This window comes from Flavobacterium sp. TN-1 (assembly GCF_052828645.1).
On record NZ_CM128253.1, the window covers coordinates 737,286 to 753,271 of the forward strand.

Below are 15,986 nucleotides of genomic sequence, written 5' to 3' on the forward strand. Positions count from 1 at the left end.
CAAACTGTATGTTGATTTAGACACTTTTTTAATGCAGTATCTAAAAATTAGTCTTGATTCTCGATGCGATGCGCGCTCGAACTAATGATGATTTCAATTATATACTCAACCGTTTATTAGGGTTGTTTTAAAATAAAAAAACAGATCGAGAATTTTACTTTTTAATCCAGTATATTTTATGTTTAAATAGTATTAGTGCTAAAATCGTATCTTCTTAATAATCTTTTCAAACATTTAAATTGAGTTTTTTATTTTATATCATGCTTTTTTTATCTGAATACAAAATAGAATAGTATTTTTGTAGCCTTAAATTTATACTTGTTTCAAATCGTTTTTAAAAAATTGATTTACTATGATAATAAATCCAAAAAGATATACAATTACAGCAGCCTTACCTTATACTAATGGTCCTATTCATATTGGTCATTTAGCTGGGGTATATGTGCCATCGGATATTTACGCTCGATACTTACGTTTACAAGGAAAAGATGTGGTTTTCATTTGTGGAAGTGATGAACACGGTGTAGCTATTTCTATGAAAGCTAAAAAAGAAGGTATTACTCCACAAGAAGTAATTGATAAATACAACGGAATTATTCGTAAATCTTTTGAAGACTTTGGAATTTCTTTTGATAATTATTCAAGAACTTCTGCAAAGATACATCATGAAACGGCTTCTTCTTTTTTTAGAAAAATGTATGAGGAAAACAAATTTATAGAGGAAACTACAGATCAACTATTTGATGAAGAAGCACAACAATTTTTAGCAGACCGATTTGTAACGGGAACTTGTCCTAAATGTGCTAATGAAGAGGCTTATGGTGATCAGTGTGAAAAATGTGGAACTTCTTTAAATGCAACGGATTTAATCAATCCAAAATCAACTATAACAGGAACAACACCTATTCTAAAATCAACAAAACATTGGTTTTTACCTTTAGATCAATATGATACTTTTTTAAAAGAATGGATTATTGAGGGACATAAAAATGACTGGAAATCAAATGTATATGGTCAGGTAAGTTCATGGCTAAATGACGGATTAAAACCTCGAGCAGTAACACGCGACCTAGACTGGGGGATTGATGTCCCTGTAGAAGGTGCTGAAGGTAAAAAATTATACGTTTGGTTTGATGCTCCTATTGGCTATATTTCCTCTACTAAAGAATGGGCACAAAAAGAAGGTAAAGAATGGGAACCGTATTGGAAAGATCAGGACACTAAATTGGTTCATTTTATAGGAAAAGATAACATTGTTTTTCATTGTGTAATTTTTCCTGCCATGCTAAAAGCACATGGAGATTACATTTTACCCGATAATGTACCCGCTAATGAATTCTTAAATCTAGAAGGAAATAAATTATCTACTTCTAAAAACTGGGCGGTATGGCTACATGAGTATTTATCTGACTTTCCAGAAAAACAAGATGTATTACGTTATGCTCTAACTGCTAATGCTCCAGAAACAAAAGACAATGATTTTACTTGGAAAGATTTTCAAGCAAGAAACAATAATGAACTAGCAGCCATCTTTGGAAATTTTATTAATCGAGTAGTTGTTTTAACTAACAACTACTACAACGGAATTGTTCCTACTCCAAATACTTTTACAGAAGTTGATGAACAAACATTAACTGAATTAAAAGCCTATCCAGCCGTAATAGCATCTTCTATTGAACGTTATAGATTTAGAGAAGCTTTAGGTGAAATGATGAATGTAGCTCGTTTAGGTAATAAATATTTAGCTGATGAGGAACCTTGGAAAATGGTTAAAACAGATCCAGAACGAGTAAAAACACAAATGTATGTAGCTCTACAAATAGCAGCTGCTTTACGTGTATTAACTGAACCTTTTTTACCTTTTACAGCTAATAAATTAGCTAAAATCTTAAATCTAGAGCAACTAGATTGGAACAAAGTGGCTAAAACATCAGATTTATTACCCGCAGGACACCTCATCTTGACTGAAAAAACAGATGTTTTATTTGCCCAAATCGAAGATACTGAAATACAAAAACAAATTGACAAATTAGAAGCAACCAAAACAGCTAATGCTGCTGAAAAAGCTTCAACAAAAAATAACATTATGCCTCAAAAAGAAACCGCTACTTTTGATGATTTTTCAAAAATAGATTTACGTGTAGGAACTATTATCGAAGCCGAAAAAATGCCAAAAGCTGATAAATTGTTAGTTTTAAAAGTAGATACAGGAATTGATATTCGTACAATTGTTTCAGGAATTGCAGAACATTTTACACCAGAGGAAGTGATTGGTAAACGTGTAACTGTTTTAGTAAATCTAGCCCCACGCGCTTTACGTGGCGTAGAAAGTCAAGGAATGCTTTTATTAACTCAAAACACGGAAGGCAAACTAGTTTTTGTAAATCCTGAAAATGAAGGAGTTGAAAACGGAGCCACAATAGCTTAATACACAAATTTCAAAATACAGATAAAGGGTTTTCTAAAAATAATTATTCAAATTTTCGTTCATCGTTTCAAGTACAAGAGAAATTACAGCATAAAAACTAAATCATTTCTCTTTATGATAGACATAATAAGATTACTTTTTTAGAATACCCTTTTCTCTTTTAAAAAATATATGTAAAACCTAACATTACATAGAATAAGGAATAACAAAACATATTGAGGAATTTATTCATTTCAATTATTAATTATTCCTCTCATTTTTAATTAAAAAAAGACATACTCTCATATATTTCATCTAAAGGAAATAATTAAGAAAATTAAGTAACCTAATTATAACCTAACATTTTTTCGTACCTTTGCTTGGTAAACAAACCTATTTTTATGTTACAAAAGAATATTGAAGACGCGTTAAATAAGCAAATTAGAATAGAAGCCGAATCATCACAAGTATATTTATCTATGGCTTGTTGGGCAGAAATACATGGCTTTGAAGGAATTGCCCGTTTTATGTATTTACAATCTGATGAAGAGCGTATGCACATGCTTAAATTAGTAAAATATGTAAACGAACGAGGAGGGCATGCCTTAATAACTGATTTAAAAATGCCAAAAACATCCTTCAACACTTTTCAAGAAATGTTTGAAGAATTGTATAAACATGAATTATTTGTATCTGATTCAATTAATGATTTAGTACACATTACTTTTGAAGGAAAAGATTATGCAACACATAATTTCTTACAATGGTATGTAGCAGAGCAAATAGAGGAAGAAGCACAAGCAAAATCTATTCTAGACAAAATAAACATGATAGGTGATGACAAAGGTGGTTTGTATTTATTTGATAGAGACATACTTCAAATAACAAATAAAAATAATGAAGCCAAATAACGCTTGTTTTGAGCAAAAAAGAAAAAAATAAAAACAAGGACAATCACGAAAAAGCTTTAGAAAGATTACACAAAAAAGCTGAAAAGTGCAAGTCAAAATGTTGTGAAAAATACAAGAAAAAAGAATCAAAAAGATGCAAACGTTGTCCTATGTTTGATTTGATTGATAAAATTAAAACTCCCTCCAAATGAGGGAGTTTTTCATTTAAAATATTTTATTTTTGAAAACTCTTTAAATAATTCAAACATGGCTCCTAAAATAATAGCTTTTGATGCAGATGATACTTTATGGCACAATGAACCTTACTTTGACGAAGCGCAAGAAAAATTTTGTACTTTATTTCACAGCTACGCCTCGCATCAAGAAATTTTACAATTAATACTAAACAATCAAATTAAAAATTTGCCTCTATATGGTTTTGGAATTAAGGGCTTCACTCTTTCTATGATTGAATCAGCCTTACAATTAACTCAAAATCAAATTTCTGGAAATATTACAAATAAAATCCTCCAAATAGGAAAAGACTTATTACTAAAACCAGTAGAACTACTCCCAGAAGTAGAAAACGTACTAGAAGAATTAAAAGATAAATACAAATTAATTGTAGCCACAAAAGGTGATTTAAAAGACCAACACCGCAAACTACATGATTCAGGATTAGGTCATTATTTTCATCACATTGAAGTAATGACGGATAAAACAGAGATTGACTATACTAAAATGCTAGGAAGATTAGATGTACAAGCTTCAGATTTTATGATGATTGGCAATTCTTTAAAATCAGATGTATTGCCTGTATTAAATATAGGAGGTTACGGAGTGCATATTCCTTATCACACTACTTGGACCTACGAACAAATTGATTTTGAAATTAAACACACCAACTTTAAAGCAATTGAATCCATTAGAGATATATTATCACTACTGTAAACATTAAAACTCTACAATCAAAATATTAATTATTTTAAGGAATACTCTTATTTAGTATTTCTATATAAAACGTAATGAGCATTAAACAACGATTTATGCCATTAATAATAAATTCTTATCCATTCAAAAAACGATATATATAATTTAATCTTCGTCGATACATTCGTGTTATTAATCTTTTTATGATAACCAATCAACTAATAAGATTCCACAACCTTCATCAAATCATTACTTTTGAATGTTTACTGCAATAATTTTTATTAAATAAATTTTTGGGAATGAAAAAATTACTAAACATTCTTCTTTTAGAAGATGATAAAATTGAGGTTATGAAATTCAACAGGGTAATTAACTCATTAAATCTAGTCCATAAAGTTATTGAAGCAAATAATGGTGTCGAAGCCCTAGATATTTTAAAAAACAAAGACATTTTACCCGATATAATCGTGTTAGATTTAAACATGCCAAAATTAAATGGGATTGAATTTCTAAAAATCTTAAAAGAAGACGAAAGGTTAAAATATATACCCTCTATAATCCTTTCTACCTCTAGTAACCACAAAGATTTATTAGAATGTTACAAAATAGGAATAGCAGGCTATATTATTAAGCCTCTAAAATATGATGAATATGTTGAAAAAGTTCAATCTCTTTTTGAGTATTGGAGTCGTAATGAATTAATTTCACATTGATTTTTATGTATGGAATTGTAAATAAAGCTATTCAAGATTTAATCATATCAAATTTTGGAGAACAAAAATGGAATGAGATCCGAAATAAAAGTGGTATTAACCAAGATTATTTTATAAGTGGACAATCTTATGATGATGATGTAACTTATAAATTAGCAAATACGACTGCTAAAGAGTTAAACACAACAATTGATGAAGCTCTCACAACTTTTGGAGAATGGTGGGTTTTAAAAACAACACAGGAGAAATACCAAGGTTTGATGGAATCAGGAGGCACTTCTTTAAAAGATTTTTTAATTAATCTTCCTCTATTCCATAATAGAGTCATGCTTATTTATCCTAATCTAACTCCTCCTGAATTTAAAGTATCGGATATTTCCGAAAAAAGTCTTAACTTACACTACTTCTCCGTAAGAGAAGGTTTACAGGCTTTTGTAAAAGGTTTGATTCAAGGTTTAAGTATTTCATTTAAAACTCCTGTCAAAATTAAAGTTATCAAAAGCCGTAATAAAGGCGATACTCACGAGATTTTTAATATAAGTTGGTAGAACTATGTGTAATATTCAATTCAATTTTAACAAAGATGAGTTTAATTCTATTTTTCCTTTCCATATTTTAATTGATGACCAATTAAAAATCATAAGTTTAGGAAAAACATTAAGTAAGTTATTACCCAAAATTGAACTGGATACTTATTTTATGGAATCCTTTAATTTTCAAAGACCACATTTTAAGAATATTCATTCTAATAATTTTACACAAACATTAGATCAGCTAGTTATATTACATACACATAATAAAAAAATAATTCTTCGAGGACAAATAAATCTACATGGAAATTTTTATCTCTTTACCGGCTCTCCTTGGTTTAATTCTATAAAAGAGGTTGTTGAAAATAATCTAACTTTTCAAGATTTTGCTTTCAATGACCCACTAATTGATTTATTACATGTCTTAAAAAATCAAGAAATTCAAAATCAAGAGTTAAATGAATTGGTTCTTAAAATCAATCAACAACAAAAAATACTTGAAAAAGATAAAGAAGAACTTCAGGTCTTATCCTCTATTGCAAAAGTAAACCTAAACGCTGTCATTATTTGCGATAAGGAAGGTAAAATTGAGTGGGTAAATGAAAGTTTTGAAAAAGTAACGGGTTATAACAATCAAGAAGTAATAGGAAAAAAACCAGGTGCATTCCTTCAAGGTGAAGAAACTAATAAGGAAACTATAGCTTATTTAAAAAAACAACTTTCTCGAGGAGAACCCTTTAATTGTGAAATATTAAATTATACAAAAGATAAAACTAAATATTGGGTTAGGATTCATGGTCAAGCATTAAAAAATGATAACGGTCAAATAATCAAATACTTTGCAATAGAAGAAGATATTAGCAATGAAAAGTCTTATCAAGATGCCTTGAAATATGAAAAAGAAAAATATAGTAGCATCATTGCAAATATGAATTTAGGACTACTTGAAGTAGATAATGATGATCTAATTCTTTTTTCAAATCAGTCATTTCTAGAGATGAGTGGTTACACCATAGATGAACTAATTGGTAAAAATGCAACTGATTTATTGGCAAATGATACAAGCAAGATGCTATTAGCAGATCAAAATAAAGCAAGAAAAAAGGGAATTTCTGATTCCTATGAGGTTTTAGCAAAAACTAAAAACGGAGACGATCGCTATTGGGTTATTAGTGGTGGTCCTAATTACGATGCAAAAGGTAATATAGTGGGTTCTATAGGTATTCATTTAGATATTACACAACAAAAAAATCTAGAACTACAAAAAGAACGATTATTACTTAGACTCAAAAAACAAAATCAGCAACTCAATGACTATGCCCAAATAGTTTCACACGATTTAAAATCGCCTCTTAGAAGCATTCATTCATTAATTTCTTGGATCAAGGAAGACAATCTGAAAGAATTTAGTGCACAAACATTAAGTTATCTTGAAATGATTGAAGGCAAAGTTGAAAAAATGGATCATCTAATTCAAGGAATTTTGACCTATTCTAAAATAGACACATTAGAAAATGTTTATGAAGAAGTTGATATCAATGAAATCATACAAAATATAATTCAGATAATTCATATTCCAGAAAATGTTGAAGTTATTATAGCTACTATTTTACCAATTATTACAGCTGACCAGTATAGAATACAACAATTATTTCAAAATCTAATTAGTAATGCTGTAACCTATATAGATAAGCCTATAGGAAAAGTAATCATAGATTATAAAGGTACTAATGACAGCCATTTATTCAGCATAAAGGATAATGGTCCTGGTATAGCCCCTGAAAATCAAGATAAAATTTTTACCATATTTCAATCTTTTACTAAACACGAAAAATCTACAGGAATAGGACTTTCAATAGTAAAAAAAATTATTGAAAACTATAAGGGAAAAATATGGCTTGAAAGTCAAGAAAATATAGGAACCACTTTTTTTATTAAGATCCCAAAACTAATACGATGAAGATAGTACAAGCATTTCTAGAAAAAAATCTTGAATGGAATTATGTAGTTTCTAAACAAGAATTAAAAAATCCTTTCGTTTTAGTTTTTGGCAATAGACAACTATTAGAAGACCCTAAAATTATAGAAAAAATCAGAAAAGAATTTCCTTATGAACATTTAGTTTTTGGTTCTACCTCGGGAGAAATTATTGATACGAACGTAATAAATAATACGGTTCATATTACCGCCATAGAATTTGAAAAATCTACTTTTATTATAAAAAATGGCAACATCAAAGAATATAATTTAGATGTTTATCAACTAGGTAAAAAATTATCTCAGGATATACCTAAAGAAAAACTAAAACATTTGATCGTAATATCCGAAGGTAGTTTTGTTAATGGTAATTCATTAATAGCAGGCATTGAATCTATAATGCTTCACAATATTCCGATTTCTGGAGGAATTTGCGGAGATGATGATCGATTTCAAAAAACACTTGCCTCCTATAAAGAAGATCCAAAAGTAGGAGAAGTGATTTTAATTGGGTTATATGGAGAAACATTAGAAATATCAGTAGCTAGCCATGGTGGTTGGCTCACATTTGGTCCTGAACGATTAATTACAAAATCTGATGCCAATATTTTATATGAAATAGATGACAAACCTGCTCTAGAACTTTATAGAAAATATCTTGGCGACAAAGCAAACGAACTACCTAAAGCAGCATTGTTATATCCATTACATGTAAAAGCAGAAAATAAAGAAAGAGCCGTAGTAAGAACCGTATTAAATATAAATGAAGATAATCATTCTATGACACTCGCAGGTGATGTTCCTATCAATTCTAAAGTGCAATTGATGATGACATCAGTAGACGGTCTCTCAGAAGGGGCACAAAAAGCAGCTCAAGAAGCAATGCAAAATAGAATAAATAAACCTGAATTTGCGTTATTAGTCAGTTGTATCGGTAGAAAATTAGTAATGGATCAAAGAGTAGAAGAAGAAATTGAAGAAGTAAAAAAAACAATTGGTAATCAAGCTGTCATCAGTGGTTTTTATTCCTATGGCGAAATAGCTCCTTTTGATCGAAATACTGGCTGTGAACTGCATAATCAAACCATGACTTTAACCTTAATAAGTGAATAATGAATCCTCTACTAAGTAGACAAATAGACAAATACTTAAAAAAAGAAGGTACCGATTTATTACTAAATCAGGATTTTATTAATGCTATTAATGATTCATACAACAATTATGACGAGCAATTAAAAATGTCTCAAAGAGCTATGAAAATAAGTTCTGATGAACTCTATGAAGCAAATGATAAATTAAGGCTTGAAACAATTAATTTAAAAGAAATCAATAAAAATCTTGAGGAAATTATTAATTCAATGGCTATCAAGTCTACACTAAATGAAATAGAAAATGAGAAAGATCTTGTAGAAAAATTAAAAAAACAAACCATAGAAATTATTTCCATAAACAAACAAAGAGAAACCTTATTAAAAGATTTAGAAGAACAAAACCAAGAATTAAACGAGTATGCTCATGTAGTTTCACATGATTTAAAAGCCCCTTTAAGAAACATACATACACTAGTAAGTTGGTTCATTGAAGATAATAAAGACAGAATAGGAAATGATTGTCTAAACTCCCTAAACTCAGTATTAGTCAATGTAGAAAAAATGGATCTCTTAATCAAAGGAATTTTAGAGTATTCTACTATTGATAAACTAGAAACCAGTGATAGATTAGTTGATTTTAATATACTTTGTGAAGAAGTACTAAAAAGTTTCCATATTCCTTTAAATACTAAAGTGTACATTTCCTCAGACCTTCCAAAAATTTATGGAAATACGATTAGATTCAAGCAAATTTTTCAAAACTTAATAGATAATGCCTTAAATTCAATGAATAAAGAAAAAGGAATTATTGAAATAGGTTACGAAGACCAAAAAGAAAATTATCTTTTTTATATAAAAGATAATGGAAAAGGAATTAGTCCAGAATATTTCAATAAAATATTTAATGTTTTTACCAAATTAGAAAACGATAACAATTCATCAGGTATAGGTTTGTCTATTGTAAAAAAAATCGTACTTTTCTATAGAGGGAAAATTTGGGTAAAAAGCCAAGAAAATGAAGGATCAACATTTTATTTTACTTTATCTAAACAACATGGAACAACCTAACGAAAGCTATATCAAACAATTATCAGGAGATAACGATGTATTTAGAACAAAAATAATTTCCGTAATAAAACAAGAATTACCAGAAGAAATCAATACTTATAAAGAAAACATAACCGCCAAAAAATTCCAACAAACAGCTTCTTCTGTACATAAACTTAAACATAAAATTTCTGTTTTAGGAATGGAAAAAAGTTATTATCTTGCTGAAGAGTTTGAAATAAATTTACTGAAACAATCAACAGATTTACAACTAGAATTTGAGGCTATTTTAGATGCTATGCAACAATTTGTTGATCAATTAACTTAATGAATGAATTGTATTATTGTAGATGATGAAACTTTAGCAAGAACCATAATTTACCAAATGGTTTCTAATTATTCGGAAATGAATATTGTTGAAGAGTTTTCTAATGCAATTCAAGCCATGAAATATTTAAATCAAAATTCTGTAGATTTAATATTTCTTGATATTCACATGCCTGATTTTACAGGTTTTGATTTTATACAAACCGTTAAAAATCCTCCTAAAATAATTTTAATTACATCTGATAAAAATTATGCAATAGAAGCTTTTGAATACGATTGTATAGTAGATTATATTGTAAAACCTATTACTCAAGCACGTCTTGACAAAGCCATTCAAAAATTCAAATCCTCATCTATAAAACAAGAAAATCCTATTACAAAAGCTGAAAACTCTATTCTTATTCAAAATGAATCTAACGATTTTTATATAAATATTGATAGACGGCTTATAAAAATTAATTTTCAATCTATTAATCTAATTGAAGCTAAAGGAGATTACATTATCATCAAAACAGAACATAAAAACTATACCGTTCACTCAACGCTCAAAAAAATTCAAGATAAACTACCTCAGAGTTTATTTTTAAAAGTACACCGTTCTTACATAATAAATGTAAAAAAAATTATAGATATTGAAGATAACAGTGTTCTTATAGGAAAAGAAGTAATACCCGTTAGCCGCTCTAATAGACCTGAATTAATAAACAGACTTAACTTACTTTAGCACCATCTCATTCATCTATAGATAATTACATTTTATCTATACTTTATATACAACAAACAAAAATCAAAATTAATTACTGATCTTGTTTATAACTTTACTAACAAATTAAAATAGTAAGGTCATGAAAAATAGTGTTTTATCATCAGTAAAATATGGATTAGCAATTATTTTAACCCTTGCTAATCTATCTTCATTTAGTCAAAATCAGCCTTTTAATTGTAATTACAATGCTTACTTGTTTCAAATGAATGACTTATACGCTATAAATCTATCATCAGGTACAGCCACCTTAATAGCAACTGATATTACTCCAGGTACAATTAATGCCGCAGGGTATAACCCTACTGATGGCTATATGTGGGGATCCTTAAGTACTCCTGCAAATACGATTGTACGAATAGGTTCTGATTTTCAAACGACTTCGTATTACATACCTGAATTACCCACAGGCAGTAGATTTGTTGGAGATATTCGTTCCGATGGAGTGTATTTTTTAAAAATAGGTAGCTTCATTTATCAAATAGATGTAAACCCAAATTCCGCAACCTACGGACAGTATATTACCTCTTATCCACTCAGTACCTCTATAAACGTTTTTGATTGGGCCTTTAACGCTGTTGATGGAAACTTATACACTGTAGAAAAAAGTACAAACATTTTATATCGAATTACTCCTACAACTGGAAGTGTACAAAGTTTAGGAGAAGTACCTATTATGGCTGGATTAAATTATACGTATGGAGCTGTCTATTTTGATGTAGATGGCAATTTTTATGTTTCATCAAATGATACTGGAACTATTTATATTATTAGAAACGTTCAAAATTTAACAGGTTCAAACATCATTAATTCAAACTTATTTGCTTTTGGTCCATCTAGTTCTAGTAATGATGGAGCGCGTTGTCCTACAGCTGCAGTATTACAAGAAGATTGTACAAACGGAATAGATGATGATGGAGACGGACTAGTTGATTGTGATGACCCTTCTTGCTCTGGAATGGGATCTTGTCCCGTTGTAGATGAAACTTCTGGAGGTAATAATGGTGGTTTAGAAAGTAATAACAGATTGGGAGACATTATTAATAAACGTAACTATAACAGAGTAAAAACCAATTATACTTTTGATCGTAGCAAGGCTGCTAGAATAGAAAAAAATGCTCGTTATGCAAATAAAAGTAACAACTTTACTCTTCAATCTTTTATCCCTCTACAAATAATTAACGAAGATTCGGTTATTGAATCTACTCCTTTTGATTTAACTCAAATTACAAATGCAACTGATATTTACTCTGTAGATTATATTAAAAAGAATAAAACTATTGGTAGTATAATTGCTATCAAAACGAAAAATAGTGTTTATGAACATACCAAATATATTTGTGATAGATTGTTAGGTGCTGAAATTTTATCTGTTTCTACTATACAATTAAATGAACATAATTTTATACGTTCTATCATAAAAAATCCCGACGGAAATATTGAGTACTCAATGAGTTTAGCCGCTAGATTGACTAATAATGAAAATAATTTTTCAATAGATAGTCATTGGAATCTAGATAAATATGAACAAAACACTTCGTATTATAATTTTCAAATTTGGACAAACTCACTAGATAATTTATACAAACTAGGTGCTGAGTTAATCTCATTAATAAATAATCAAAAAACCATTACAGAATATAATGTTTCCAATCCGCCAACTGTATTTGTTAAAAAAGGTAAATATTCTAATGGAAAACTATATTTAGATATCATTAATCCTTCTGGCGTTCAAAATGTAGATTTTGACGGTGGCAAAAGACTTTCCGAAACCTCAACTTTTGAAAATTTTACTACAACTATTAATTTAGACAAAAAGTTCTTAGTACAACATGATTATCCTATTGGTTCTTTATTTGACATAGGTATGAGAATTGGTAAAAATACCCCCGTACCAGACGATTTATTTTTATCTGATGGTCCTTGGGGACTAGATAATTCTGCTAAAGGTACAACCGTTCTAAACTATCAAATCCAACCTGATAATTATAAAACTTTAAATGATGAATTTCCAATTGAAAGAAATGTAAGTTTAAGTGCAAAAGTATCTAACTATATAAGTGTTTATCGTGCTTTAACACCTCGATTTAAAGCAATTGATTTATCCGATTATAAAAGTTTTAAATTTAAAGCCAAAGGGAATGGTAATTTAGAAATACGTTTTATAAAAGCAAGTGTTTCAAATTGGGAAAATCAACCTTATATCAATGTAAAATTAACTAATAATTGGAAAGAATTTAGTTTACCTATTTCATCCTTAATTGGTATGTCTGATAAAATAAAATTAGACGATCTTAAAACAATTGTTTTTATCATGTCTACAACAAATGGCCAAGAAGTTCTAAAAGAATTAACATTGGAAGATATTCGTTTTTCAAAAAATAATACTTTAGTTCATGATGAATCATTAGAAATAGCAATTTATCCTAACCCAGTAAGCCATGAAGCCAGTATTGAATTAATAGCAAGTGAGACCTGTTCTATGACTGTTCAAATTATAAATCAATTAGGAAAAATTGTAATGCAATTTGATGTTAGTGCAAATGCTGGATTTAACTCTATTTCTTTATCTAAAAAAGAATTATCTAGAGGTGTTTACTTTTGTAAAATTGTAAATCCTAATAATGAATATAAAATGGCTAAACTACTGATTAATTAGTATTGAAATATTCTTTTAAGAAGACTGTCCAAAAAGTTCGCAATCTTGCCATCATTTCGACCAAAGGGAGAAATCACATAATATTGATTATGAGACTCCTCCAACCGGATGTTGATTTATTACTTTTTGGACAGCCTTTTTTCATTTAAGGACTTTGCAAATAACCATTTAAATCCAAAACCTATTTCAGTATAAGTAAACCCTGCAGCTGTACTTGATGCTATATTACTCTTTAAACTATACAAATGTAGGTTTAAACGAGGACTAAATTTATAACCTATTTTGCCTTGTAACCTATAAGTCAGTTGATTTTTATTATTCTCTATAAACTGTGTTCCTCCTGCAACAATAAAATGATAAAAAGTCCCTTTTAAATCTATTGTTTTATCATCTCTAATTATGTCAGTAAAAATTTCGTACGCATTAAATCTTAAAGGACTGAAATAGAAAAGAGGTTTTTGTTCTTTAAAATTAATAAATTGATAATTAATTCCAGTCTTAATAGTAGGTTTTGATAATACTGTATAATATAATGAGGTAAATAAGAGATTACGATTATTATCATCACTTTGTTGAGTTCTAAAATATTGAATAAAACCACCTAGGTTAAAATTTGTGGAAATACTATAATTCATATATAAATGATTATTTACAATCTTTCTGCCCATAAGTTCCGCATTAAAATTTTGAATTTCACGTAAATAACCTCCTTCTATCTCTTGGAACTTAAATGGCTTTAGTTTTACGGAAACCTGTCCTAAAAATTGTACATAGTTTTGAGAATATGAATTTACGGTTGTCAATCCTCCTAATGCTGTCAAAATTAATTTAGGCTTAAATTCGTAGTGAATACCCAAAATAAAATCATTTGATTTAGCTAATTGATCATTTGTTGTATTTTGCGTTTTTCTATAAGTATACTTACCTATTAAAGAGGTTTTCAAATTAATAGGAACATTTATCGTCGTTAAAGAAGAAATAGCTGTATTTTTATTATTATCAAAGGAATAACTAATTTTTTCTTCCATAGAAGAAGAGAACTTTTCTTTTATTTTATTCAGTAAAACATTAGCGTCTTTTTGTTCTTGAAAAAAGGTTAATGTTTTATTTACAGCATTATATGATTCTTTAATTTGATCATTTGCATAATAGGCATTTGCTATTCCTAAATTTCCGTCAAATGAGGTTGAATCTTTTACTAAAAGATTTTTGTATTCATTAATTGCTTCTAAAAAATTGTTTTTGTAAATATTTAACATTGCTTGTAGAGCAATACTTTGCACACTATTTTGTGTTTTTTCTTTAAAATCATTAATTTCAATTTGAGCTTTTTTATATTTTTTATTCCATATTAGAGCTTGAATATATCTTTCCGTTGTTTGATAAATTAATGTATTATCTGAAGATTTATGTGATTTGGTTAAAGCCATTAAAGTAAAACGTAATGCTTTTTTCTCTTTATTATTTAAATGATTCGTTAACGCTACTCCATTAAGAGAAATTATAGAATCATTTTGAGTTTTATTTAATTTCGTATAAGTCTTTTCAGCTTTTGAATACTCTTTTTTTATCAATAATAAATTTGCTTTATTAAGAAGTGTTTCTCTATCTTCAGGATCGTCTATTAGATTATTATCTAACAATTTTAAAGCCTCCTGTATTTTATTTTTCTTTGATAACTGATCCGCGTATCCTAATCGTATGTATTTTCTAGAAATAAGTGCATTGGGGTTATTTTTTGACAATTCTAGTGCTTGATCTACATAGGATAATGCTTTTTCATATTCCCGCAAATTAGAAAGACAATTTGCATATCCTAAAGCAGCTGGAAAACTTTTTGAATCTAAGTCTATTAAATTTTCATAGTATGTTTTTCCTTCTATGAATTTATTATTCCACAGCATTGATTCAGCATAATTTAACTTAATTTCATAATCATTGGGATAATCATCCAGTAATTTTTGAAACAAGATTAGGGCTTCTTCTGGTTTCTTATTCAATCCTATGGCTCTTGCATAACATATTCTAGCTGTTTTATTTTCTGGATAACTACTAAGTATATCCTTAAAGAAGATTTCTGCTTTTTCAAAATTTCCTTTTTCAAGATAATTAAACCCAGATGTCATTTCCTGAGAAAAACAATGACAGGTAAAAATCATAACACTGATATACTTTACAAAACTTAACATAGATATAATGTTTTATATCACTAAGTTAATCATAATTCATCGTAATTTAAACTAAAGTAAATGGTTATTCGTCGAAAAAGAGATCTTTTATTTTGGTCTATTTAGAAATTTGTAAAACAAACGGAGTATGAACTTTAAAATCATTAATTATGTCACTTAAAATCACTTACAATTCAGGTGTTTATGAAATAAATGGAAATATGGGGGCACAAAATGTAAACTCTGTAATAAATTATTTCAATTCATTAATAGGAACTCATCCTAAAGAGATTCAAATTTTATTTGAAAAAAATCAAGAAATTGATCGAACATGTGTACGTGCTTTATATGAATTATATAAAAAAGCAATTACAGAACATGTTGTATTTCGGATATTTTCAAAAAGCAAAAAAATTGAAAAAATGTTTAACGATGAAAAAATTAATCACATTCTAAGAAAAGTAAACTTGTGAAATCATATATA

Annotated in this window: 14 protein-coding genes; 13 read left to right on the forward strand and 1 reads right to left on the reverse strand. The window is 28.5% G+C overall.

Annotated elements, in window-relative coordinates:
- Positions 1-352: 352 nt before the first annotated feature.
- The 12 genes from metG to ACUXZJ_RS03105 all read left to right on the forward strand — a co-directional run bounded on the left by metG (position 353) and on the right by ACUXZJ_RS03105 (position 13,334).
- The gene (gene metG / locus ACUXZJ_RS03050) at positions 353-2,428 is read left to right on the forward strand and encodes a methionine--tRNA ligase (protein ID WP_060381317.1); all 2,076 of its coding nucleotides are present in this window, start codon (positions 353-355) and stop codon (positions 2,426-2,428) included.
- 380 nt (positions 2,429-2,808) lie between these two features.
- Positions 2,809-3,318 (forward strand): ferritin, encoded by a 510-nt coding sequence (locus ACUXZJ_RS03055; RefSeq protein WP_060381316.1) that lies wholly within the window; start codon positions 2,809-2,811, stop codon positions 3,316-3,318.
- An 8-nt stretch (positions 3,319-3,326) separates the two neighbouring features.
- The gene (locus ACUXZJ_RS03060; RefSeq protein WP_060381315.1) at positions 3,327-3,509 is read left to right on the forward strand and encodes a hypothetical protein; all 183 of its coding nucleotides are present in this window, start codon (positions 3,327-3,329) and stop codon (positions 3,507-3,509) included.
- Positions 3,510-3,564: 55 nt separating this feature from the next.
- The gene (locus tag ACUXZJ_RS03065; protein ID WP_063744157.1) at positions 3,565-4,248 is read left to right on the forward strand and encodes an HAD family hydrolase; all 684 of its coding nucleotides are present in this window, start codon (positions 3,565-3,567) and stop codon (positions 4,246-4,248) included.
- A 278-nt stretch (positions 4,249-4,526) separates the two neighbouring features.
- Entirely contained in the window at positions 4,527-4,940 is a 414-nt protein-coding gene (locus tag ACUXZJ_RS03070; RefSeq protein ID WP_014165761.1) for a response regulator, read from the forward strand.
- A 5-nt stretch (positions 4,941-4,945) separates the two neighbouring features.
- On the forward strand, positions 4,946-5,488 hold the full coding sequence (locus ACUXZJ_RS03075) for a heme NO-binding domain-containing protein (protein WP_446195747.1): 543 nt from the start codon (positions 4,946-4,948) through the stop codon (positions 5,486-5,488).
- A 4-nt stretch (positions 5,489-5,492) separates the two neighbouring features.
- On the forward strand, positions 5,493-7,430 hold the full coding sequence (locus ACUXZJ_RS03080) for a PAS domain S-box protein (protein ID WP_446195749.1): 1,938 nt from the start codon (positions 5,493-5,495) through the stop codon (positions 7,428-7,430).
- The gene (locus ACUXZJ_RS03085; protein ID WP_060381313.1) at positions 7,427-8,560 is read left to right on the forward strand and encodes an FIST signal transduction protein; all 1,134 of its coding nucleotides are present in this window, start codon (positions 7,427-7,429) and stop codon (positions 8,558-8,560) included. The genes ACUXZJ_RS03080 and ACUXZJ_RS03085 overlap by 4 nt, the downstream gene beginning before the upstream one ends.
- Positions 8,560-9,606 (forward strand): sensor histidine kinase, encoded by a 1,047-nt coding sequence (locus tag ACUXZJ_RS03090; protein ID WP_446195751.1) that lies wholly within the window; start codon positions 8,560-8,562, stop codon positions 9,604-9,606. Before ACUXZJ_RS03085 ends, ACUXZJ_RS03090 begins: the two co-directional genes overlap by 1 nt.
- Positions 9,593-9,913, forward strand: coding sequence for an Hpt domain-containing protein (locus ACUXZJ_RS03095; protein WP_060381311.1), 321 nt, complete (start codon positions 9,593-9,595; stop codon positions 9,911-9,913). Before ACUXZJ_RS03090 ends, ACUXZJ_RS03095 begins: the two co-directional genes overlap by 14 nt.
- Before the next feature lie 3 nt (positions 9,914-9,916).
- Complete coding sequence (locus tag ACUXZJ_RS03100; RefSeq protein ID WP_060381310.1) at positions 9,917-10,636, forward strand: LytR/AlgR family response regulator transcription factor; 720 nt, start codon at positions 9,917-9,919, stop codon at positions 10,634-10,636.
- Between the two features lie 121 nt (positions 10,637-10,757).
- A complete protein-coding gene (locus ACUXZJ_RS03105; protein ID WP_060381309.1) occupies positions 10,758-13,334 on the forward strand; it encodes a DUF6923 family protein in 2,577 nt (858 codons plus the stop codon).
- A 119-nt stretch (positions 13,335-13,453) separates the two neighbouring features.
- Here the strand turns inward: ACUXZJ_RS03105 and ACUXZJ_RS03110 are convergent, their stop codons facing one another.
- Complete coding sequence (locus ACUXZJ_RS03110; RefSeq protein WP_235588333.1) at positions 13,454-15,523, reverse strand: tetratricopeptide repeat protein; 2,070 nt, start codon at positions 15,521-15,523, stop codon at positions 13,454-13,456.
- A 149-nt stretch (positions 15,524-15,672) separates the two neighbouring features.
- Between ACUXZJ_RS03110 and ACUXZJ_RS03115 the strand changes: the two genes are divergently transcribed.
- Complete coding sequence (locus ACUXZJ_RS03115) at positions 15,673-15,975, forward strand: STAS domain-containing protein (protein ID WP_060381307.1); 303 nt, start codon at positions 15,673-15,675, stop codon at positions 15,973-15,975.
- Positions 15,976-15,986: the final 11 nt, after the last annotated feature.